28 protein-coding genes are annotated in these 22,359 nt (G+C 41.4%); 6 read left to right on the top strand and 22 right to left on the bottom strand.

The genetic code is table 11. The annotated features are described in order from the left end of the window. Window position 1 precedes the first annotated feature (1 nt). Window positions 2-724, bottom strand: a complete 723-nt coding sequence (locus NSS92_RS04575) for an acylneuraminate cytidylyltransferase family protein (RefSeq protein ID WP_340867011.1) — start codon at window positions 722-724, stop codon at window positions 2-4. A gap of 250 nt (window positions 725-974) precedes the next feature. Between NSS92_RS04575 and NSS92_RS04570 the strand changes: the two genes are divergently transcribed. Continuing rightward, the gene (locus NSS92_RS04570) at window positions 975-2,003 is read left to right on the top strand and encodes an SDR family NAD(P)-dependent oxidoreductase (RefSeq protein ID WP_340867010.1); all 1,029 of its coding nucleotides are present in this window, start codon (window positions 975-977) and stop codon (window positions 2,001-2,003) included. Between the two features lie 51 nt (window positions 2,004-2,054). Here the strand turns inward: NSS92_RS04570 and msrB are convergent, their stop codons facing one another. Next, window positions 2,055-2,486, bottom strand: coding sequence for a peptide-methionine (R)-S-oxide reductase MsrB (gene msrB / locus NSS92_RS04565; RefSeq protein ID WP_024422719.1), 432 nt, complete (start codon window positions 2,484-2,486; stop codon window positions 2,055-2,057). Then, window positions 2,486-3,019 (bottom strand): peptide-methionine (S)-S-oxide reductase MsrA, encoded by a 534-nt coding sequence (msrA, locus tag NSS92_RS04560; RefSeq protein ID WP_024422720.1) that lies wholly within the window; start codon window positions 3,017-3,019, stop codon window positions 2,486-2,488. The genes msrB and msrA overlap by 1 nt, the downstream gene beginning before the upstream one ends. Before the next feature lie 138 nt (window positions 3,020-3,157). Between msrA and NSS92_RS04555 the strand changes: the two genes are divergently transcribed. The 3 genes from NSS92_RS04555 to NSS92_RS04545 all read left to right on the top strand — a co-directional run bounded on the left by NSS92_RS04555 (window position 3,158) and on the right by NSS92_RS04545 (window position 4,690). Next, entirely contained in the window at window positions 3,158-3,589 is a 432-nt protein-coding gene (locus NSS92_RS04555; RefSeq protein ID WP_007500780.1) for a MarR family transcriptional regulator, read from the top strand. 54 nt (window positions 3,590-3,643) lie between these two features. Then, window positions 3,644-3,904 carry a hypothetical protein gene (locus NSS92_RS04550; protein WP_024422721.1) on the top strand — a complete coding sequence of 87 codons (261 nt, stop codon included), beginning with the start codon at window positions 3,644-3,646 and terminating at the stop codon, window positions 3,902-3,904. A 69-nt stretch (window positions 3,905-3,973) separates the two neighbouring features. Next, window positions 3,974-4,690, top strand: coding sequence for a DUF4397 domain-containing protein (locus tag NSS92_RS04545; protein WP_340867009.1), 717 nt, complete (start codon window positions 3,974-3,976; stop codon window positions 4,688-4,690). 32 nt (window positions 4,691-4,722) lie between these two features. Here the strand turns inward: NSS92_RS04545 and ypmT are convergent, their stop codons facing one another. From ypmT to ilvA, 7 genes are all read right to left on the bottom strand, one after another. Further along, a complete protein-coding gene (gene ypmT / locus NSS92_RS04540; protein WP_024422723.1) occupies window positions 4,723-4,920 on the bottom strand; it encodes a protein YpmT in 198 nt (65 codons plus the stop codon). 24 nt (window positions 4,921-4,944) lie between these two features. Beyond that, window positions 4,945-5,511: a YpmS family protein gene (locus tag NSS92_RS04535; protein ID WP_340867008.1), complete on the bottom strand. Its 567-nt coding sequence runs from the start codon at window positions 5,509-5,511 to the stop codon at window positions 4,945-4,947. Window positions 5,512-5,523: 12 nt separating this feature from the next. Then, window positions 5,524-6,285, bottom strand: coding sequence for an SGNH/GDSL hydrolase family protein (locus tag NSS92_RS04530; protein ID WP_251216660.1), 762 nt, complete (start codon window positions 6,283-6,285; stop codon window positions 5,524-5,526). 69 nt (window positions 6,286-6,354) lie between these two features. Beyond that, window positions 6,355-6,945, bottom strand: coding sequence for an SCO family protein (locus NSS92_RS04525; RefSeq protein ID WP_340867007.1), 591 nt, complete (start codon window positions 6,943-6,945; stop codon window positions 6,355-6,357). A gap of 23 nt (window positions 6,946-6,968) precedes the next feature. Then, window positions 6,969-7,811: a DegV family protein gene (locus NSS92_RS04520; protein ID WP_267587475.1), complete on the bottom strand. Its 843-nt coding sequence runs from the start codon at window positions 7,809-7,811 to the stop codon at window positions 6,969-6,971. 187 nt (window positions 7,812-7,998) lie between these two features. Beyond that, window positions 7,999-8,250, bottom strand: a complete 252-nt coding sequence (locus tag NSS92_RS04515) for a YpmP family protein (RefSeq protein ID WP_024422728.1) — start codon at window positions 8,248-8,250, stop codon at window positions 7,999-8,001. Between the two features lie 36 nt (window positions 8,251-8,286). Continuing rightward, window positions 8,287-9,555 (bottom strand): threonine ammonia-lyase IlvA, encoded by a 1,269-nt coding sequence (gene ilvA, locus NSS92_RS04510; protein ID WP_267587474.1) that lies wholly within the window; start codon window positions 9,553-9,555, stop codon window positions 8,287-8,289. Window positions 9,556-9,736: 181 nt separating this feature from the next. Here ilvA and NSS92_RS04505 point away from each other — a divergent pair, with 181 nt between their 5' ends. Both NSS92_RS04505 and trhA read left to right on the top strand, forming a co-directional pair. After that, window positions 9,737-10,705, top strand: a complete 969-nt coding sequence (locus tag NSS92_RS04505; protein ID WP_340867005.1) for a sigma 54-interacting transcriptional regulator — start codon at window positions 9,737-9,739, stop codon at window positions 10,703-10,705. Window positions 10,706-10,719: 14 nt separating this feature from the next. Next, on the top strand, window positions 10,720-11,358 hold the full coding sequence (gene trhA, locus NSS92_RS04500; RefSeq protein ID WP_041109539.1) for a PAQR family membrane homeostasis protein TrhA: 639 nt from the start codon (window positions 10,720-10,722) through the stop codon (window positions 11,356-11,358). A gap of 38 nt (window positions 11,359-11,396) precedes the next feature. Here the strand turns inward: trhA and NSS92_RS04495 are convergent, their stop codons facing one another. The 12 genes from NSS92_RS04495 to NSS92_RS04440 form a co-directional block, all read right to left on the bottom strand. After that, window positions 11,397-12,020 (bottom strand): lysophospholipid acyltransferase family protein, encoded by a 624-nt coding sequence (locus NSS92_RS04495; protein WP_267587471.1) that lies wholly within the window; start codon window positions 12,018-12,020, stop codon window positions 11,397-11,399. 19 nt (window positions 12,021-12,039) lie between these two features. Next, the gene (locus NSS92_RS04490) at window positions 12,040-12,525 is read right to left on the bottom strand and encodes a dihydrofolate reductase (protein ID WP_267587470.1); all 486 of its coding nucleotides are present in this window, start codon (window positions 12,523-12,525) and stop codon (window positions 12,040-12,042) included. Continuing rightward, the gene (locus NSS92_RS04485; protein WP_267587469.1) at window positions 12,522-13,316 is read right to left on the bottom strand and encodes a thymidylate synthase; all 795 of its coding nucleotides are present in this window, start codon (window positions 13,314-13,316) and stop codon (window positions 12,522-12,524) included. Before NSS92_RS04485 ends, NSS92_RS04490 begins: the two co-directional genes overlap by 4 nt. 102 nt (window positions 13,317-13,418) lie before the next feature. Beyond that, a complete protein-coding gene (locus NSS92_RS04480) occupies window positions 13,419-13,946 on the bottom strand; it encodes a phosphatidylglycerophosphatase A family protein (protein ID WP_144473308.1) in 528 nt (175 codons plus the stop codon). Window positions 13,947-13,964: 18 nt separating this feature from the next. Continuing rightward, on the bottom strand, window positions 13,965-14,582 hold the full coding sequence (locus tag NSS92_RS04475) for a YpjP family protein (RefSeq protein WP_142945828.1): 618 nt from the start codon (window positions 14,580-14,582) through the stop codon (window positions 13,965-13,967). A 297-nt stretch (window positions 14,583-14,879) separates the two neighbouring features. After that, on the bottom strand, window positions 14,880-15,668 hold the full coding sequence (locus NSS92_RS04470; protein ID WP_340867002.1) for a class I SAM-dependent methyltransferase: 789 nt from the start codon (window positions 15,666-15,668) through the stop codon (window positions 14,880-14,882). Window positions 15,669-15,734: 66 nt separating this feature from the next. Continuing rightward, window positions 15,735-16,169 carry a BrxA/BrxB family bacilliredoxin gene (locus NSS92_RS04465; protein ID WP_024422738.1) on the bottom strand — a complete coding sequence of 145 codons (435 nt, stop codon included), beginning with the start codon at window positions 16,167-16,169 and terminating at the stop codon, window positions 15,735-15,737. An 81-nt stretch (window positions 16,170-16,250) separates the two neighbouring features. Further along, on the bottom strand, window positions 16,251-17,927 hold the full coding sequence (gene ilvD / locus NSS92_RS04460; protein ID WP_024422739.1) for a dihydroxy-acid dehydratase: 1,677 nt from the start codon (window positions 17,925-17,927) through the stop codon (window positions 16,251-16,253). Window positions 17,928-18,234: 307 nt separating this feature from the next. Beyond that, window positions 18,235-19,371, bottom strand: a complete 1,137-nt coding sequence (locus NSS92_RS04455) for a conserved virulence factor C family protein (protein WP_047203259.1) — start codon at window positions 19,369-19,371, stop codon at window positions 18,235-18,237. A 30-nt stretch (window positions 19,372-19,401) separates the two neighbouring features. Continuing rightward, complete coding sequence (locus NSS92_RS04450; RefSeq protein ID WP_340867000.1) at window positions 19,402-20,013, bottom strand: HD domain-containing protein; 612 nt, start codon at window positions 20,011-20,013, stop codon at window positions 19,402-19,404. A 13-nt stretch (window positions 20,014-20,026) separates the two neighbouring features. Then, window positions 20,027-20,509, bottom strand: a complete 483-nt coding sequence (locus NSS92_RS04445; RefSeq protein WP_041085791.1) for a glutathione peroxidase — start codon at window positions 20,507-20,509, stop codon at window positions 20,027-20,029. Between the two features lie 74 nt (window positions 20,510-20,583). Next, window positions 20,584-22,266, bottom strand: coding sequence for a formate--tetrahydrofolate ligase (locus NSS92_RS04440; RefSeq protein WP_267587465.1), 1,683 nt, complete (start codon window positions 22,264-22,266; stop codon window positions 20,584-20,586). Window positions 22,267-22,359 lie beyond the last annotated feature (93 nt).

Genomic DNA, 22,359 nt, shown 5'->3' with positions numbered 1-22,359 from the left:
CTTATGCATGATCTTCCGCATCTCGGCGAGCCAATAAAACTTTCTCGGCCTCTTTCCGGTCTGCCTCCTGTTTCACCACAAGCGACCTCGTGTGATCCATCATATATGCTCCGACAGATCCTTCTAAAAAGGAATGAATGCATTCTTTTGCATAATGAGCATGAAAAGCATATACCGCACCATTAAGACGGCCATACGTATATGGCTGCTCATGCTTTGGCATGAAAAAGTAATGATTGTCCTTATATAAAGTAGCTTCATTGTTTTCATGCAGTGTCCAAGTTTCATTTGGGTTTTCTAACGCCTCTGTAAAAGATGCGGTGCAGTCATATCCCCCCTCCACTAAAAGCTGCAAGCACTTCTCGATATCTGCCGGCTGTCTTAGAGGAGACGATGGATGCAGATACAGCACAATATCAAAGGTTTTCCCCTCCCGCTCTAAATAAGCAAGCGCATGCTTCACAGCTAACAGCGAAGGCGTTTGTTCTGTTACATGTGTACTTGGCAGTTCAATCACATTTGCTCCGTAGTGAGATGAAATGATTTGCGTATTGACATCCTCTGAGGAGACAATGACTTCATCTAACTCAATCATTTGCAGTAACGGCTGAATGGTCCAATAGATAAGCGGCCGCTCTGCCAATATGCGTATGTGTTCACCATGCTGGCCGCCGTGACTTCTAAATGCAGGTATCATAGCTAAAATACGATTTCCCCTATACATGTCTTCTCTTCTCCCCTCGCGCACAGCTCCTTACCATTTTCTTCTCTGCCCGAGCTGACCGCAGTACTGAAGTATTCAGGTCTCTCGTTTTTCTAGTTGATCTCTTATCTCTCCATATTCTATTAAGACGACAAGCAGATGGTTATAATTTGTTCACCTAATTTATACATGAAGTGGTTCTTTTCCTCAAACGAATACCGCTCTTTCACATATGATGCAAAGTAGAGAAATGAGAGTTGGGGGATTAGATATGTCCAAACAGATAGAAACGACTTTGAAGACTTTTTTTCGTGACAAAACGATATTAGTTACAGGCGGTACTGGATCAATCGGCCGGCAAATCGTGAATAAATTAACAAGTTGCTCTCCAAAGAAGATGATCGTCTTCAGTAAAGATGACAGCAAACAATACATGATGAAAAATGAGTACGCAGATCATCCAGAGGTCGTATTCGCTTTAGGAGATGTCCGGGATGCAAGCCGCGTGAGACAGCTCGTCAAAGGTGTGGATATCATTTTTCATGCAGCGGCCTTAAAACAAGTACCCACTTGTGAAGATAATCCGTTCGAAGCCGTTCAAACGAATATCATCGGCGGGCAGCACGTCATTGAAGCCGCAATTGAACATGAAGTGAGTTATGTCGTCAACATTTCAACTGACAAAGCGGTTTCTCCAACGAATGCCATGGGTGCAACAAAATTAATTTCAGAAAAACTATTTTTCCAAGCAAACGAAAGTATTCCGAATCAAAAAACCAGGTTTTGCTCTGTACGCTTTGGCAATGTGCTTGGATCTAGAGGTTCCGTTATTCCGATCATGCTCCAGCAGCTATTAAATGAAAAACCTTTGACCGTGACTGATCCTCATATGACACGTTTTTTTATGTCCATTGAAGAGGCTGTTTCCCTCACACTTCAAGCAGCAATCATGATGAAAGGCGGCGAAACCTTCATTCTCAAGATGGAGTCCTTACAGCTTGCCGATCTCTTAAAAGCGTTTCACGAATATGCCGCTCAAATCAATGCTAAATCACCGGATATTCTCGTAGTCGGAAAAAGACCTGGCGAAAAGCTTCACGAGGAGCTCACATTCCCGCACGAAGCAGATGCACTGTTTGAACACGAACAATTTTATGCAATCTTACCGAGACCACATTTGCACCCTGCCTTTCAAAAAGTAGACTTAACGAATTACACCTCAAAAGAAGCACCGCTCATTACAAAAGAAAAGCTATTCCACATCATCGAACAATTACATCATACACATCATAAGAAATAAAAAATCGTCACACGGAAGCAGATGCTTTCCATGTGACGATTTTTAAATGGATCAATCAAATAGATGTTTCAAATCCCCATAGCCTTCTTTTTCAAGGTCATCCTTTGGGATAAACTTTAAAGCGGCTGAGTTGATACAATACCGAAGACCGTTTGGCCCTGGTCCATCAGGAAAAACATGACCTAGATGAGAATCAGCTGTTTTACTGCGAACCTCTGTCCGCACCATTCCATGACTCGTATCAACCTTCTCTGCTACTTCTTCCTCTTCAAGCGGTTTTGTAAAACTTGGCCATCCGCAGTGGGCATCAAATTTATCTAAAGAAGAAAAAAGCGGCTTTCCTGAGATGATATCCACATAGATACCTTCTTCTTTATGATCCCAAAATTCATTTTGAAATGGCGGCTCTGTGCCATTATTTTGCGTGACTTCATACTGCATCCGGTTTAATTCTTTTATACGCTTTTCTTTTTCATTTGCCATTACTTATCACTCCAATGGGACTCAATAAAACCGGCTCTGCCCGAACCGACATGATATCGTTCGTAGTGCATTTTGTTTTTCTTATAATAATGCTGATGATATTCCTCTGCTGGATAAAAAGGACCTGCGTCTAAAATTTCTGTAACGATTGGCTTTTTGAAAATCCCGCTTTGGCTCAGCTGCTCTTTCGATGCCTCTGCAAGCTTTCGCTGCTCGTCATGATGAACATAAATACCTGTACGGTAAGATTCCCCTCTATCACCAAATTGCCCGCCATCGTCTGTTGGGTCTATTTGCTGCCAATACAGTTCTAGCAGCTTCTCATACGGGAACACGTCAGGATCAAACGTGATTTGAACCGCTTCTCTATGTCCCGTTGTATTTGTACATACTTCCTCATAGGTCGGATTCACTGTATGTCCGCCAGTATACCCTGATTCAACTTTGATAATGCCCGGCTGTTCATCAAAAGGTTTAACCATACACCAGAAGCAGCCTCCTGCAAATGTGGCTAATTCTTGTTTTTCAGACATATTAGTGCCCCCTTCATTTAAAAAATGGTATCATCATATTATAACATGATAAAAAATAATGAAAATGATACGACTTGTATACCTAAAATAAAAGAAAGCATTCTGTCGTATCTTTAAAATATAATGGGGGTTTAATGATTGGAACAAAGAAAACAAATGATGTACGAAATGGACACTTTACTGAGAACCGTATTTAAGCAGATCCGTTATGAAATTAACAGCCTGCTCGAAAACGAATTATCTCGGAATGAATTTCTTATTTTAAATCTGCTTCGTGAGCAAGGTGCAAAAAAAGTAACGGAATTCGCTTCCATTCTTGGGGTGTCAGCAAGTCATATTACAGCTGTGACTGACACACTCGTAGAAAAAGGCTGGATCACCCGTATCCGCTCAAAAGAGGATCGCCGCATCATCAAAATCCACTTAACCGATAAGGGTAAGGAAATTACTGAGCATTTTGAGAAAAAGAAAACAGAATACTTTATGGAGCGATTTGAATCATTTGATGACGAAGAACTAAAAACAATGATCAAGTTATTTAAAAAGCTGGATAAAAGTCAAAAGGATTAAGCATAGATTTTAGCGCTCAGGACATACTACGGATAAAAAGAGGTGGAATGAACCATGACAAGCCCTTATCTTTGTCCAAACTGTAAAACAAACAGAACGCGCTTTAATCTCATTGAGCAGCTTTCAGAACCTGTAAAGCTAGATCCAGCAACAGGAGCAGTTGTCGAAAGATACGAAGGAGAGCAGCTTTCTCCTTTTCACTTGAGCTATCAAGGTCCTCAAATGAAAGTCCAGTGCGGCGTCTGTGGTTTAATTGAGGATGAAAAAACGTTCATTAAACTAGCTGAATATCATCAATATTCTTCTCCTTCTTAACATGCCGGCCTGACGGAATACGTCAGGCTTTTTTCTATGCTTCTTTTGCCTATACAGATCGCCTTTTTCATGCATACGCTACAAAAAACACCATTGCATGAGAAAGTAGGGATTGATGACATGCAGCAGCTCTTTTATCATGACTTTCCATATCGGCCATTCGCTGACACCTACGAGCATCTTCAAAGCAGCCCTTCATCAAGAGCCTTTATTCGATTATTTCATGCTGCACCAGATCTCAGTGAGCTCGCTGTTTATGTGAACCGGAAGCAGGTAATGAAACCAATACCTTACAGCCATTTGACCGCTTATATGGAGTGGGATGAGGGAATGTATGAAATAGAAGTGTTCAAACTGGCTACAAATGAGAAAATTCTTCATTCCCGCATTCGATTTAAGAGCGGCGAGGTCTACACATTATGTATCACAGGTGCCCGTGCAGGATTTGCTCTCTTGACTGAGCAGCAGGACACTGTGATCAAACAAGAAGACCTGTCAGCACTTACATTTGTACAGCTGTCTCCGGACCTTCCTTCTATAGATATATATGAACGTGACCAAGGGATCATATCGAAGGGGCTTGATTATGTAAACAGCACCCACATTCATCATTTCTCCCCGAATAAATATCATTTTGAATTGAAAGCCGCCGGCACTCAAAGTGTACTGCTTGATATCCCAAAAGTTCATCTGCAAACAAAGCGCGCATACCTGATTCTGCTTCATGGTTTTGCTAACGGAGATCCTGAACTTATGGCAAAGGTGGTCTTGTCTCGGCAAATATAAAAAAGAGCCTTTCCTAAAATGGAAAAGGCTCCTTACGAGACATCTTCAGCTTTTTCTTGCTTTTGAAAATCAAAAGCAAGAATCATCGTGCCTAGAAATAATGCACAGTAGGCAATATTTAAGTAAAACTGATCGATATTTTCTGCTTTTAAAGCATTGGCAGCTGTTATGCCAAAGTACGCAGCAAATAAAAACGACAGTAAACTAAAATATTGATAGACTCGCTTCATGATTTCACTCCTGACTCACACGTTCTATTGCTTTGGATGATAATATGAGAATTCAATTTCATCGTTCTGTAGATCAATTTTGTTTGCTTTGACATACATATCATTCGTCAGCGGCATTTCTGAAAGACGCACTTCAACCGTTTTTTGATCGGGTTTTACATGAACGAATTCTGGCAGCTCATAGAACTGACCCATGTAGCTTAAAACAAAACTAATCGGAATGCTCAATTGTCCAATTGAAAAGTCATCTACTTTTAAAAGCACATCACCATTATCTTCAACAGTTGGCGTAAATGAGACGTTTGCATCAATCGTTGAAGAGAAAGCTTTAATTGCGCCTGTTACTTTCACATCTTGATCAATCGCTACATGAAAGTCTGGCATATCATTTGATCCTTGATTTTTCAAATAATCATTCACAAAGCTGGTGAGTGATTCCTTTGAGCTGGATATATGAAAAGCATATTCGCTTTTCACTTCTTTGGTTGAAGCGGATTGACCGCCTGGCAGCAGCATCAAAAAACTGCAGGCAATCACAATCAATAGATTGATTGCAAGTAAAATAAAAAATAAGCTTTTCCATTTTTTCATCTATTTTTCACCCTATTCCTTCGGCAGTCCTTCTTTTTTCACTTCGGAGAATAAACGATTTGCCATAAGAGAGTACCCCTTTTGGTTTGGGTGGAAATCATCATCTGCCAGTAATTTTTCATCAGAATCTTCTTCAAATAAATCTGCTACATTGATCATATCCGCATTGCCGTCTTTTTTGAGTTCCTTTTTGGCAGCGGCATTCCAGTCTTTAACGACTTCATCAATATCTCGCAGCTCAGACAAACTGAACTTAAAAGGATTGTACATGCTGACATACATGATTTTCGCATGGTCATTCTGTTCTCTCAGTTGAGCAAGAATGGTTTTAAAGCGCTCCTCAAAAGGACCTTGCTCTTTTTGAAAAGGAGCAAACGTCAAATTAAGCACATTTTGACGAACAACATGCATGAGATCATTCCCGCCGATCGTAAAGAAAATATAGTCAGCGTCTTTCAGTCCGTCCTGCACCTTTTTTTCTTTTAATCTTTTTAGTAAATCTACTGTTCTACTGCCTTTAATGGCATAGTTTTTTAATGTGACAGATTGCACGCCGTCCACCGCTTCTATCTTGTCACGGGTCATGCCTGCATAGCCTTTTTTATCTTGATCTCCGATCCCTTCTGTTAAGGAATCTCCAACCGCTGCGATGGTAATATGTTCTTTTACGTTTTGTGTGTCTTCTAGTTTATCCTTTATGCCAGCCTCTTGCGCGGAACATGCAGAAAGAACAAAAGCTAGAGACATCACAATCAAAATCAAACGAGCCTTCAAACGATGATGTCCCTCCTTTTTCTAATTAAAAAAGTGTATCATGTTTTCGCTCATTTGAACATCCTTATGCTAGCTTCGGCTAAGCGTTTTGATGTCCTTGATGATGTCATCATATGGTGTGTTTTGCACGCCATCATAATTTTTCATCACTTTCCCTTCTTGATTGACAAGGAAAAACAGGGACTGATGAATCACTTGGTCTTCATCTTCAGGTTTTTTTACAATGGTTTTAAAGCTTTTCATTGCGAATTTTTCAATTTCTGACTGTGAATACCCCGTGAGAAAATCCCAATTTTTAAAGGACAATGGATATGCTTTTGCAAAATCTTTTAGCTTTTTCGGTGAATCGACCTCTGGATCCACGCTAAAGGAAATGATATGCGCATCCAATTTTTCTTCTTTTAACCGTTTTTGCAGGTCTGTCATATGAGCGGTCATCGGCGGACAGATCGTTTCACAGCTTGTGAAAATAAAATCTGCTACCCATACTTTCCCCTTCAAATCATCCAATGACACCTTTTGACCATTTTGGTTTTCAAACTCAAAAGGCTCTATTTGATAATTTAACGCATCCTTGATTTGTCCATTTGAACATGAGACTAAAAGAAGCACGCTTATCATCATAAGCGCACCAAGCAAGGCTCCCCTTTTTCTATCCATGATATGTCCATCCCCTTTTTCCATCAATCGGTATAAAAAGTAAAGCCTATTGCGCCCTTTCCGGTATGACACGAAATAATCGGTGTTGTGTAGGCGATGTCAATCAGTGCCTCAGGTGTGTGATCAAGCAGCGCTGATTTGAGCTTTTCGGCGAGTTCTAATGCATCTGCATGCGCTATGCCAATGGCTTGAACTGTTTTTCCTTTCACTGCCTGTACATACTGTTTTGTCAAATGGCGGACAAGCGCAGAGTAGCTTCTCACATTCGCTTCTGGCGTGTATACCCCGTCTGTTAAGCTGGCAATTGGTTTGATGTGAAGAAGTGAGCCGATCAGCGCCTTTCCTCTTCCAATTCTTCCGCCTTTGACGAGATTTTCTAATGTATCGATCGTGACATATAGCTTTGTTTGAAGACGGATTTTATCTAATTCTGTGATGATGTCTTCACGGCTTGCACCCTTTTTGGCAAGTTCTGCTGCTTTGATGACTTGAAATCCTAATCCATAGGAAATAAAATTCGAATCAATCACCGTGATGTTTCCATCTACCATTTTCGAAGCGCTTTCAGCAGTTTGAACAGTACCGCTCATTCCACCAGTTAAATGGATACTGATCACTTCGCTTCCATCTGCCGTCAGCTTTTCATATAATTCGACGAATTGACCGATCGCAGGTTGAGACGTTTTCGGCAGTTCCTCAGCGGCCTCCATTTTTTCAATAAATTCATCTGGCTGTATATTCACTCGGTCAATATAATCAACTCCAGAAATGGAGATATTGAGCGGAATCACGTGTATGGAAAGATCATTGATTTTCTCTTGCGGAAGGTCCACAGTTGAATCTGTTACAATTTTAATTTGTTTCACTATCGTCTCATCCTTGTTGTCTTAGTCTTTACTTATGATATTACCTTATTTCCTGCACACTTGAAAACAACTGACCTAACGTTTTTGAAATTGTCACATTTTCTTCTTTTCATGAAAAAAATCCTTGCCAAACTGAGCAGCGGCCACTTCATAATGGCTGCTCACCCCTTTTGACAAAGATTCCTGCTTACGCATTGTGTTTCAGTGTAGGCTCTTGATAGATCTGTTCATATGTGCTCCACTTGACGTTACGTTTCACATCCTCTCTGAAAGAGTACACAGCTCTCTTCCCTTTAGATACATAGACTTTTTTCAAGAAAGCTTCAAGTCTAAAGGTCAGCATGAAACGATACGTCTCATCTCCCTTTAGAACAGGAACTTCTGTTACCTTGATCTGAGCTCCATCCATCCGTCTAAAACATATTGTTTTGAGCAGCACAAACGATCAATCCTCTTTTCCAATTATCTGTTAAGCCTAAATAAATAGGTGGAATAAATCTTGATCTTTATTCACTTCAACATAGTGGAAGCCTTTTTTATCCATCCGCCCAATCAGCGCCGCATAGTCATCTCTTTCTTTCAATTCGATGCCGACTAGCGCAGGGCCTTTGCTTCGGTTATTCTTTTTCGTATATTCAAAGCGTGAGATATCGTCATTTGGCCCTAACACTTCATCTAAAAATTCCCGAAGTGCTCCTGCTCTTTGCGGGAAATTGACAATGAAGTAATGTTGAAGCCCTTCATAGATCATCGAGCGCTCTTTGATTTCCTGCATTCTGCCGATGTCATTATTTCCTCCACTGACAATACAGACAACATTTTTCCCTTTGATCTCCTCGCGATGGGCATCTAATGCTGCGATCGGCAATGCGCCTGCCGGTTCTGCGACAATCGCACATTGATTATACAGCTCTAAAATCGTTGTACAGACTTTCCCTTCGGGTACAAGACTGATTTTATCGACAACAGACTGAAGCGATGTAAACGTCTTTTCGCCAATCCGCTGAACCGCTGCTCCGTCTACAAACTTATCGATCGAATCAAGTGTCACAACCTCGCCCTTCTCATGTGAAGCATGCAGTGAAGCTGCGCCAAGCGGTTCGACTGCAATGATTTCGGTTTCTGGTGCGATATTTTTGATATATGTACCAACACCAGATAACAGACCTCCACCTCCGACACTTGCAAATAAAAAGTGAGGCTCCACTTCGATATCATTTAATATTTCTACAGCAGTCGTTCCTTGTCCTGCCATCACATCCAAATCATCAAACGGATGGATAAATTCGCGCTTTTCTTCATCTCCGCATTTTACGGCTTCATGATACGAATCATCAAACGTATCTCCGGTTAAGATAATTTCAATATATTCTTTTCCGAACAGCTCCACTTGTGATACTTTTTGCCTTGGCGTCGTAGCAGGCATAAAGATTTTTCCGTGGATGCCTAAATATTTACAAGAATAGGCAACACCCTGCGCGTGATTTCCAGCACTTGCACAGACAATGCCATTTTCTAGTTTATCTTTTGGAAGCTGGCTCATTTTATTAAAAGCGCCTCTTAATTTAAAGGAACGAACTACTTGAAGATCCTCTCTTTTTAAGTAGACATTACATTCATATCGTTCAGAAAGTCGCTCATTTTTTTGAAGTGGTGTATGAATGACTACATCCTTCAAATTTTGATGGGCTTTTAAGATGTCTTTCACTTGAATTAGCGTATTTTCTTTGAGCAACGGTTTCATGTACAAGATCCTTTCTCTTTAACCTTATTTAATTTGTCATTATAACATGAATATTCAAAAAATAAACCAATAGATCACGGTTCAATCATAAATTTTATAAACTTTTTCGTTTTCCTGTACATTTGTTTTAATTGGGTGTTACAATTGAACCAATTAGAACCACAAAGAAAGGAATCACCCCATGACCGCACATTCGTTCACGTCAATATATGGAGACCATCAAGATATCAAACGTGCTATTCATCTGGCAAAACAATTTTCGAAAAACAAGCAGCCAGTCTTGATAACAGGTGAGACCGGCACAGGCAAAACGCTATTTGCCCAAGAAATGGCAAACGCATCTGTTCCACACGCAGCACTGACACATATGTATAGCCCTATCTTGAATGAAGAAACCTTACAGAAAGCCTTCACAGAAAAAAACAATCAAATTCTTTATTTAGATGAGGTCGGCGCATTAAGTATTCCTATGCAGCACAAGGTCATTCACTTTCTAGAAACCTCACCTGCAACAAAAGTAATCGCTTCTTCGTCTTTATCAATAGAGGCACTCAGGGTTTCTTCTACCTTTTTACCCGAGCTGTTTTATCGTCTGAATGTTCTTCACTTGGCCCTTTCGGCTTTAGCCGAACGAAAAACAGACATTCCTGTGTTAACAAATGCTTTCTTTCACGAGCTGAACATGGCACCTGACATTGACCCAAGTGTTTGGGAAGCCTTGCAGCAGTATCCATTTGAAGGAAATGTGCAAGAGCTCAAAAATATCGTTCATTATGCTGCGGCCATACTCGAGGGCCAAACGGTATTTTTACACCATTTACCGCCCTTTGTGTTAGCACCTCTTCCCTCAGCCGTGAAAGGTAAAAAGGAAGAACATCAGCTCACACTAATGGAAAAACAAGAGTTTGTTTTCTTGCTGGAAGCCATTAAATCTCTCAATGAAAAAGGAGAAGCAGCCAGCAGGCGCATCTTGTCTGAATTAAGCAAACAAGGAGACATCCCGCTGACCCCTCAGCAGGTGAGAAACCGTTTAGATGATCTTGAGAAAAAAGCATACGTGACGAAAGGAAAAGGCAGGGCCGGAACGAAGATTACACTTGAAGGTCTTTCATTCCTGAAGTCGCTTGATGGTTATATACCGGTTCAATAAAAGGAGGACATCCATTGTTTACTGTAAAAGAAGAAATTGCAAACGCCATTACACATGGCATTGGTGTTATTTTATCCATCCCAGCCATTGTGTTTCTCGTCTTATTCGCTGTTCAATACGGCACCGTCACAGACATTATCAGCTTTTCGATATTTGGTGCATCCATGCTGCTGCTCTATTTAAGCTCGACCCTGCTTCATAGCATTCGGCACAAAAAAACAAAAGATATTTTTGAAATTCTCGACCACTCGGCTATTTATGTATTGATTGCTGGTACATATACACCCTTTTTACTTGGACCACTAAAAGGTGCGCTCGGCTATACGCTCCTTGCCATTGTATGGGCGCTTGCTGCTGGTGGGATTGTCTTTAAAATCTTTTTCGTCAAACGTTTTATTATCGTATCCACCCTCGTCTATTTATTAATGGGCTGGATGATTATCATTGCCATCAAACCGCTTTACATCCAATTAACAGGTGCAGGATTTGGCCTCTTACTGTTAGGCGGCATATTATATTCAGTCGGAACCATCTTTTATATTTGGCGGAAAATTCCCTATCATCATGCGATTTGGCACAGCTTTGTTCTTGGCGGCAGTGCATCGATGTTCTTCTGTATTTTATTCTATTGCGTGAACGTTCCTGCTGCATGAAAAAAAACAGCATCCACTATTCGGATGCTGTTTTTTTCTTATGCACGCTTTTGTTCGTAATCACTAATCATGACAGGTGCTTTAATATGAATATCGACATTGACAGGACGCATTCTTTTCACGATCTTCCCAGTTAAAAGACGATCCGTTCCGCTTGTTTCAATCGGCACTAGCGGACAATCATATTCTTCAGCAAGCGCCTCTGCAATATGAAGATACGCTTCTGAAAGCAATAGACTCTGCCCAGACATGATTCTTTCCTTTGTTTCTTCTAACAAGACCTCATCCGTTTGATTTTGATGAATGACCGCCATTTTTTTCAGCCATTGTTTTAAAATCGGATACCGAAAGAGCTTCGGCTTTGCCATGAAAGCAAATGGCTTCTCAAGATGGCCAATCAATAATGTCGTCGTGACTGGATTCAGCTCTTTTGTGACATAAATAACCGGGCCATCTGGCAGCTTCTTTTGCTGATGAATGGTCATGACTGATCCTGATTGATCAATACATCCCCGGGAAAACCTTTTTGCATGCTCATGAATGAGATGCATTCGTTTCGTATAGGAAATGCGTGGATCCGTTAATTCATGATCGTACAAATGCCTCATACTTTTTAAAAAGGATACAACAACATAAATCGTTAAAAACCAATAACGAAACAACCGTACTCCTCCTACTCACTTATCCTTTTTTGTCATATACGACAAATTCATAATTGTAGGGGTTCTTTTCGTCACGATGGCCTTTTTCTCGTGATACAATCGTCCATTCGTCTTCATTGTAATACGGGAAATAGCGGTCTCCTTCAAACGCATGGTGAATGTGCGTGATATAGAGACGATCCGCAAATGGCATCATTTCTTCATACAGCTTAGACCCGCCAATGATAAATAACTCTGTCTCGCTTTTCCCAATTGCCAAAATATCAGCAATTGAATGAACAACCTCGCATCCTTCTGCTTGAAAAGAAGAACTTGTGGTCAGCACAATGTTTCGGCGGTTAGGCAGCGCTCGTCCAATGGATTCAAAGGTTTTTCTGCCCATGACAATCGTATGGCCGCCTGTGACTTTTTTAAAATACGCTAAATCTGCTGGTAAATGCCAAGGCATTTGATTATCTTGACCAATGACTCTGTCTTCTCCTGTCGCCACAATCATGGAAATCATACACTGACTTCTCCTTTAATATGCGGATGCGGATCATAGTTCTCAAGCACAAAATCATCAAACGTAAAATCAAAAATGCTCTTTACATCCCTTGTGATACGAAGATTAGGAAGCGTGCGCTCCTCGCGCTCTAGCTGCATTTTCACCTGTGGAAGATGATTTTGGTAAATATGAGCATCACCTAGTGTATGAATAAACTCTCCTGGCTCAAGATTTGTGACTTTGGCAATCATCATCGTTAGAAGAGCATATGAAGCGATATTAAATGGCACGCCTAAAAAGATATCTGCTGATCTTTGATATAGCTGGCAGGAAAGCTTCCCGTTTGATACGTAAAATTGAAACAGACAATGACAAGGAGGCAGCGCCATTTCATCAATTTCCCCCGGGTTCCAAGCACTGACGATCAGTCGTCTTGAATTCGGGTTGTGTTCAATATCATGGATCAGCTTTGTGATCTGATCCACTGTCTCGCCGTTTCCGCTCGCCCATGATCTCCACTGTGCACCGTATACACGGCCCAGCTCTCCATTTTCATCTGCCCATTCGTTCCAAATTCGGACACCATTCTCTTGAAGATATTTGACATTTGTATCACCTTTTAAAAACCAAAGCAACTCATGAATGATCGATTTCAGGTGTAATTTCTTTGTGGTTAAAAGAGGAAATCCTTCCTGTAAATCAAATCTCATCTGGTAACCGAACGTGCTGATTGTACCTGTACCCGTTCTGTCACCTTTTTCATCCCCGTGCTGTAATACATGACGGCATAACTCTTTGTATTGTTTCATTTTTTTCATCCTTTATTTATGTTCTTGTTGTAGTTTACCTTATTTCGGCTTTTGTTGAAACCAAAAAAACATGCCTGCATGATGAGCAGACATGTTTTTCTTTTATACTTGATTCACTCGTTCCTGCTCTTCATCCTTAATATCTTGGTGTGAGTGAGCAATGCGGCTTGCAGCTGCTGCGGCAAGTGCAGCGACTAGGTCATCAAGGAAAGTATGCACTTCACCTGGACGGCCTTCATCTAATTCACGAATAATACCAAATTTCTCTTTATCTAAATAACCGAAGTTGGTCAAACCGATTGATCCATATACATTGACAATGGAAAGCGGAATAATCTCATCAATTCCATATAGCGGCTCATCTGTTTCAACTAAGTGCTGTAAAGGTTCTGGCAAAAGCTTTTTTTCTGCCAGCTGATCAAGGGCAAGTCCTGTTAAAACTGCATGGACAATTTCTCTTTTATTCAGCACTTTTTCAACATTTTCAATACAGACACTAAGTGGAAGGTTTGGATGATATTTTTCTTGGAGCTTCAGCACAATGTGTGCGATATCTTCAATTTTCACTCCGCGTTCGTTTAACATTTGTTTTGTAATCTGCACCATTTCGTTCATTGTATATTTTTTCAATTGGCATGACATCTCCTTCTAGTGGCTCATCCAGCTCGGCGGGGTGTTTTTATCCCAGTAAATATTACCGAGTTCATGATGCGTCTGGAATCCATCTTCTGCTGTATGGTAATGAAAGTTAAACCAATATCCGCTGTGAGGCGGCTGATCTCTTCTGACATGGAAACGGAGCAAATCTTCTCCGGTCTTGCGGTTGTAAATGTGGAAGATTTTTTCGCCATTTCCGCTTGAAGGCTGATCAGTTAAAACAACATCTTGAAATTTTTCGTCATCTTTGAAATTTGTTAAATAGTCGGTTAACACTTGTTCAATCTTCGGCTGAATCTCTTCTCTGTACTCGTCTTCAATGACAGGTGTGATTTTACGGCCAAATTTGAGAAAGGATTGATTTTCTGCACTTGATAGCACCTCTTGCTTATATTGCTCAAAGGGATCTGTCTGCTCTTTGCTTTCCTCTTGCGTTAGTTCCCAGCTGCGCATTTCATCTGATGTATCATAAACAGCTGTATAAGGCGTTTTATCAGATGAAGAAAGTTCAGAGGGCTTGTCTGTCATCAAAGCCGACGGAGGAGAGACTAAACCAAAAGTTGCAATCGTAAAGAGCACAACAAGCGTTTTTCTCATCCACATCTTCATGATATCTAATTCCTTCCATAAGTTATCATACTGCTATTCTAGCATATAATGAATTTTCAGTCATTCAATTTGGCCACCGATTTGAGACTTTCTTTTTCATAATAAAACGTTTACAATGGCAGTAAGGGCGACTAAAATTTGGGAGGAATGGGTATGCTTGAAGGTTTTTTCATTACGGCTTCCTTGCTGACGTTATTTTATTTTGTCTATATGGAGATTACAGATTAAAAGCCCTGAATAAGGGCTTTTTTAGAAGATTGACAAGGAATTCAAGGAGTTGTCTGCACACCTGAACCTTTAGTGAGGGCTTTTTTCTTTCTCAATATATCCATAATGAAATTGGGCTGTTTTTCGTTTTAACACGTGAAATTGATAGGAGTCTGCTAGAAATCGTGTGCTTTTCCAATGATCTTTTAAAACCACTCTTTTTCTCGCCACTCTCAGTGCTTCTTGGACGGCTATTTCGTGGTCAAAGTGGTGCTCTGCCGCATGACGGAGCGGTGCGATACTTGCAGATTCTTGAATCGTCTCCTCAAACATCGGGTCAAAATAGATGACATCAAATGATTCCTCAGAGAGCTTTTTTAGCTGCTCGATACTGTCTCCACTTACAACAGATATCCGTTTCATCGCTTCATCTGCCTCTCTTACCCCTGTCTCCCATGTGTTTAGTCCTTCTCGTACTAGCAATGCTGTCATCGGATTCTTTTCGATACCGACGACCCTTCCATTCGTACCTACTCGCATGCTTGCTGTAATGGCATCTGATCCTAAGCCAAGCGTACAATCTAAAAAGGAATCGCCCGGCTGAAGCTGCGTGGCTTCGATTAAAGGATCCTTTTCTCCGCGCAGGAGCCTCTTCACTCTGAACATCGCTGAGCTTGGGTGGAAGAAGAATTTTTCACCATTTGGCTGATACCACTCGAATCTTTCATTCCCCACAACAAGGACGTCTCCTCGTTTCATCGCAAGCTGCTTGACGGATTGTTTGCGCCTTTCTACATACTCACCATGTAAATCCTCTGCAAGTGCCTTTGCTGTTTCAATTGTTTGTTCATTTGCTCTAAAGCTTGTTGTGATAAGCATGCGGTTCCTCCACCATGATCAAGAAAAAATGCCCTGATTTGATCACAGGACATTTTAACATGTGTATTAGCAATGTTTTTCGAATGCAGATAAGACGTTGTTCATGATGTCTTCCATTTCATGACCTTCAATTTCGTCACGCGGGATAAAATGAACGAGTTCATTTCCTTTTAAAAGTGCCATAGATGGAGACGATGGCTCTTCGCCTGTGAAGTATTCTCTCATTTTTGCCGTTGCTTCCCTGTCCTGACCAGCAAAAACTGTGACAATTCGATCTGGCGTTTTTTCTGCCTTCATCACAGCTTGAGTAGCAGCTGGGCGTGCTAAGCCGGCAGCGCACCCGCATACAGAATTGACAACCACAAATGTTGTTCCTTCTGCTTCTTGCATCGTTTGTTCTACTTCTTCTTCCGTTGTTAGTTCTTGAAATCCTGCACTTGTCAGCTCTTGACGCATCGGTACAACGAGCTGGCGCATGTATTCTTCATATGCCATTGACATAAAAAAGCCCCCTCTATAATCCTTATGTTGTGAATAAAGGATACTATAGAGAGAGCCAATTTTCAAATGTTCGATATCAGATTAAATTTTCATGATTCCGCCTGTATTGGCTGATGTCACAAGTTTTGAATATCTAGCAAGATAACCCGTTTTCACTTTTGGCTCAAAGCCTTTCCAGTTTGCTTTTCTTCTTTCCCATTCTTCCTCTGGAACATCTACGCTTAAAATGCGCTGCTCAATATCGACAACGACATGGTCACCATTTTCAACAAAGGCAAGCGGGCCGCCCTCAGCTGCCTCTGGAGAGACGTGTCCAATAGACAGTCCGCGAGAAGCGCCGGAAAAACGTCCGTCTGTAATTAAAGCAACCTTTGGTCCAAGTCCCATTCCGACGATTTGTGAAGTAGGTGCAAGCATTTCAGGCATGCCAGGTCCGCCTTTAGGTCCTTCGTAACGAATAATGACAACATGTCCCGCTTCTACTTTTCTATTAATGATGCCTTCAAGAGCTTCTTCTTGGGATTCAAATACGATCGCAGGTCCCTCGTGGCGTGTGATCCCGTCTTGTACCCCGCCTGTTTTAATGATGGCTCCATCTGGCGCAAGATTTCCAAATAAAACGGCTAAGCCGCCTTTTTCAGTAAATGGCTTGTCAATTGGATAAATGACGTTATAATCTTTTACCTCATGTCCCGCAATGTTCTCGCCAAGCGTTTTCGCAGTGACGGTCATTGTATCTAAATGAAGAGCTCCTTCTTTTTTAGACAATTCATTTAGTGCTGCTGTAACGCCGCCTGCTTCATGTAGATCCTCAATATAAACATCTGAAGCTGGAGCAAGTTTCGATAAATGAGGCACACGTTCTGCTACTTCATTGATGCGTTCAAGTGAATATTCAACACCTGCTTCATTCGCAATCGCCAATGTGTGAAGAACGGTATTGGTTGAACCACCAAGTGCCATATCTAATGCAAATGCATTATCAATTGCTTTTTCAGTGACAATATCCCGTGGCTTAATATCTTTTTTGATGAGCTCCATGAGTTGTTTTGCAGACTTCTTCGCAAATTCTCTTCGCTCTGGTGATGTCGCCAAAATCGTTCCATTTCCAGGAAGAGCAATCCCGAGTGCTTCCGCTAAACAGTTCATTGAGTTAGCTGTAAACATACCTGAACAAGATCCGCAGGTTGGACAGCCAAACTGCTCTAATTCATTTAATTCCTCTTCATTGATTTTACCTGACTGGTATGCACCAACGCCTTCAAATACAGAAGAAAGAGAAATTTTTCTGCCATCACTTGTTCTACCCGCTTCCATCGGTCCGCCGCTCACAAAAACAGTCGGGATATTCACGCGCATCGCTGCCATCATCATTCCTGGTGTGATTTTATCGCAGTTAGGAATACAAACCATTCCATCAAACCAATGAGCAGATACGACGGTTTCTACAGAGTCAGCAATGATTTCACGGCTTGGCAATGAATATCTCATCCCGATATGACCCATGGCAATTCCATCATCGACGCCAATCGTATTGAATTCAAATGGCACACCGCCAGCTTCACGAATGGCTTCTTTCACAATCTTCCCGAATTCCTGAAGATGGACATGTCCTGGGACAATATCAATATAGGAATTACATACGGCAATAAATGGCTTGCCGAAATCCTCATCCTTTACCCCCGCCGCTCTTAGTAAGCTTCGGTGAGGTGCTCTGTCGATTCCTTGTTTAATCATATTACTGCGTAGTTCTGCCATCTGTTTAAAAAGCCTCCTATACTACAAGTCTTGTTGACTGCATGATTTTGAGTTGATTTTATTTTACAAATTTTCTGTTTATTTAGCCACCTATGAATGACTGATGACTAACATGGCTGCTGAAGCAAGCGCTCAGCAAGGTTCGTGTCATAAAATCTGACCTCCAATATTCTATATTGGTACTACTATATAGAGTTTTTTCGCATATTTCAACAATATTCAAAATAATTTTTCTAAAAAAATTTTTCTGTCTATCATTTTTAGAAAAACAAGCTGCTTTTCATTGGCAGCTTGTTCATCTTTCTCATCATTCGGATGCATTTTTTCTACTTTCTGTCATTTGTTTCCATACAGAGCCTTTCGCTTCTTCTCCATGCTCAATGCGCTCAATCGCCATTTTCACTTGAAGACTGACTTCAAACTCAGGGTCTTGCTCTGCTTCTTTTAATGCTTCAAGTGCCGTTTCGTCACCTTCTTCATAAAGGAACATAGCTGCACGCCAGCGGACAAGCTTACTCGGGTCCTTTAATGCTGCGATCATGGCTTCTATAGCACTAGGGTCACCAAGGTCAGAAATACAGTCGCCAGCCGTTCGGCGGACCGTCACTGTTTTGTCTTCGAGCCCCTTATATAAAATAGGCAGAATGGCAGGATCTTCAATCATGCCAGCATTCACAACGGCTTGTCTGCGAATAGACGTTTTTGGATCCTCCATTGCTTTCATTAAAACAGGTATATCCTTTTGCTCTGGCTGCATTTGCTCTAAATGGGCAAAACGTTTTTTCCAATCTTCCTCTTGCAGCATGTCTTCTGTTACATCATATGCCTTTCGGTTCACCTGTCTATCTACAGCTTCCTGCCCTTCTTTCACTGCCTCTGTTAATCGGGCTAAACGCTCATCATCATAGGCTGCTTGGAGCTCCTCTGTGACTTCCTGACCGATATCAGCAAATTCCCCAAAACGAACGCCGTGTTCTTTCCACACACGCTCAAACACGACATTGTCTGAGCTGCTTCTAAGCTTTAAAATGGCTGCTTGAAAACGTTCAGGCATACCAAACCGCTCTTCTCTTTCACCGTCTGACAGTTTGACCTGCATCGGAATCCCATTAAACATTTGGACAAACACTTTCACTTCACCAAATGTGTCATCGCCTGACTGCGATCCTTCCTGAAGACCTTCTGTTTCTTGTCCAAAAGCTTCTCTGACCTGTTGTAAAATTCCCTGCCAGTCAAACTTTGCATTTCGCTCGACCGCTAAGAAATCTGCGACATGATAAACCCCTTTTACACCTTCAATACTTAAAATACGCTTGATCATTTCTGGCGCTTCATCTTTTTGATCCTTTTTGTAGTTGTTGCTTTTACCGCCTGCAAGTGCTTCTGTCAAAATAACCTTCATGGTATTCGGACTTGGCGTTGGTTCTATTGCTGTTATTTTCATTGATATATCCTCCTTACACACATAAAGACCCTACTCATCTGTAAGGCCGCATTCTTCTTTCCACTTCTTGATAAATAAACACATCAATTCATGCCGCTCATCAGCAAGCTGCTTTCCTGCATGAGTGTTCATCAAGTCTTTTAATTTGAGCAGTTTTTCTTCCATATGCTTTAGCACAGAGCCCTGCTGCGTGTCCTCTGTATAATGGGGCTCACCTGTTGCGCCAGCATACGTAAACACTCTAGCGATACCGCTTGCTCCTATCGCATCCAGCCTATCCGCATCTTGAACAATGGTCCCTTCTAACGTCATTGGCCTAAACTGCTTATGCCGATGACGAAAAGACATCGTTGTAATAATGTCCATGATATAGCGGATATCCCGCGTGTCCAATTCCCACAAAAGGAGCTGGTTCTCAAGCTGCTCCTTCGTAACCTTCCATTCACTTGACAGCTTTTCATCAATGACATCATGTACAATCGCCGCCATTTCGATGATAAAAAGAGAGCCGCCTTCCTGATTTGCAATACGGACAGCAAGCTGGCGTACACGCGCAACATGAGCCGCATCGTGTCCAGTCGGTTCATCCTTCAGCCTATCTGAAACAAAGGAGGCAGCTGCCTCCAATTGTTTTCGCTGCATGACTGTCAGCATCTTATTTGTCCAACAGAGCGATGATTGAGCTTTCTAATTCTTTTGGTGGTGTTTTCGGAGAGAATCGTTCAGTGACTTCTCCGTTTTGGTCCACGATAAATTTTGTAAAATTCCATTTCACTGTTTTTGTCCCAAGCACACCTTTCGCTTCACTTGTTAAATGCTTGAACAGCGGGTGCGCCTCTTCGCCATTGACATCTACTTTCGCAAACATAGGGAAGGTCACTCCATAATTCAAAGAACAGAATTCTTGAATGGCTTCTTCTCCTTCTGGCTCTTGGTTCATAAATTGGTTACACGGAAATCCTAAAATTTCAAGGCCCTTTTCATGATATTGATCATATAGCTCTTGTAATTGTTTAAATTGAGGAGTCAGTCCACATTTGCTTGCTGTGTTTACAATAATGAGCACTTTTCCTTTGTAATCTGCCATCGATTTTTCCTGACCGTTAATGGTCTTGACCTGAATATCATAAATTGACATCTCATAGCCTCCTAGGATTCACTTTTTCCTATCGTAACATGCTTCTTTTAGAAAATCGCTTTTTATGCTCCCGTTTAAAAGAGTCCTGTCACACTGCCGTCTTCTAATAAATCCATTTCGAGAGCCGCAGGTTTTTTAGGCAATCCAGGCATTGTCAAAATGCTTCCGGTTAAGGCTACAATAAACCCTGCTCCTACAGATGGCTTTAACTCTCGAATCGTAATGGTAAAGCCTTTAGGTCTGCCGATTAAAGCTGGATCATCTGAAAGAGAATATTGTGTTTTTGCCATACAAACTGGCAAATGAGCCCAGCCGTTTTCCTCAATGGCAGCCAGCTGCTTTCTTGCTTTAGTTGTGAGCGTGACCCCATCTGCCCCGTAAACCACTTTGGCCACTTTAGATAACTTTTCTTCAATGGAATCATTCTCTTCATACAAATAGGTAAAATTGTTCTTTTTCTTTTCAATGAGTGCCGCTAGTTCCTCGGCAAGAGCTGTCCCGCCTTCGCCCCCTTCTTCCCATACATTCACGGCTTTGACTGGATGGCCATATTTGCCGCACCAATCTTCTATTGCTTGAATCTCTTCTTTTGTATCCGTAATAAACCGGTTTACCGCGACGATATATGGAAGACCAAAAGCTTGCACGGTTTCAATATGCTTTTCTAAATTATGTATACCTTCTAATACGGCGTGTGCATTCTCTTCTTTAAGTTCGGTTTTCTTCATTCCGCCATGCATCTTTAATGCTCTAACTGTTGCCACAATGACAACTGCACCAGGTTTGAAATCGCCAGCTCTTGTTTTAATGTGAAGGAACTTTTCTGCTCCAAGATCTGCTCCAAATCCAGCTTCTGTTACGACATAATCAGCTAATTTTGCTGCCATTTTGGTTGCAATTAAACTATTGCATCCATGTGCAATATTGGCAAAAGGACCGCCATGGACAAGGGCTGGGGTTCCTTCAATCGTTTGAACAAGGTTCGGTTTGAGGGCGTCTTTTAAAAGTAACGTCAGAACACCTTCATATCCAAGTGCTCCCACTGTGACTGGCTCGCCTTCTTGATTATAAGCAACAACAATAGAAGAAAGACGTTTTTTTAGGTCGTTTAAGTCTTCTGCTAAACAGAGGATCGCCATCATTTCGGAAGCCACTGTAATGTCAAATCCGTCCTCTCTAGGATACCCATTTAACTGACCGCCAAGTCCAACAACGACCTGTCTTAATGCACGATCGTTTAAATCAAGCACCCGCTTCCACACAATACGGCGCGTGTCGATGCCGAGTTCATTTCCGTGATGGATATGGTTATCAATAAATGCAGATAAGGCGTTATGTGCAGATGTAATGGCATGAAAATCTCCTGTGAAGTGAAGATTGATTTCTTCCATTGGCAGCACCTGTGAATATCCTCCGCCCGCTGCACCGCCTTTAATTCCCATTGTAGGACCTAATGATGGCTCACGCATCGCAATGATCGCTTTTTTGCCAATTTTTTCGAAGGCTTGACCAAGGCCGACAGTTACGGTGGATTTCCCCTCACCTGCTGGCGTAGGGTTGATCGAAGTGACAAGAATCACGTGCCCTTCTTTTTGTTCCTTTAAACGGTCAAAAATAGTCAAAGATATTTTCGCTTTTGTGAAACCATAGCATTCTAATTCTTCGTCATGTATTTGCAGCTTTGCTGCGATGTCTTGAATCGGTCTCAGCTTAGCCTTTTGGGCAATGTCAATATCTGATAAATGCTTTGTGATCATAACAAAATGGCCTCCTTTTTTTACAGAAACAGCATTCTTTTTTGCTCTATTTTTCATTGTAACATAATTGAAACATTGAAATATCGCCAGAAA

Source organism: Bacillus sp. FSL M8-0166 (assembly GCF_038008825.1).
GTDB lineage: Bacteria > Bacillota > Bacilli > Bacillales > Bacillaceae > Bacillus > Bacillus safensis.
The sequence above is the reverse complement of the archived record's forward strand: the minus strand, read 5'-3'. Positions and strand labels throughout refer to the sequence as shown.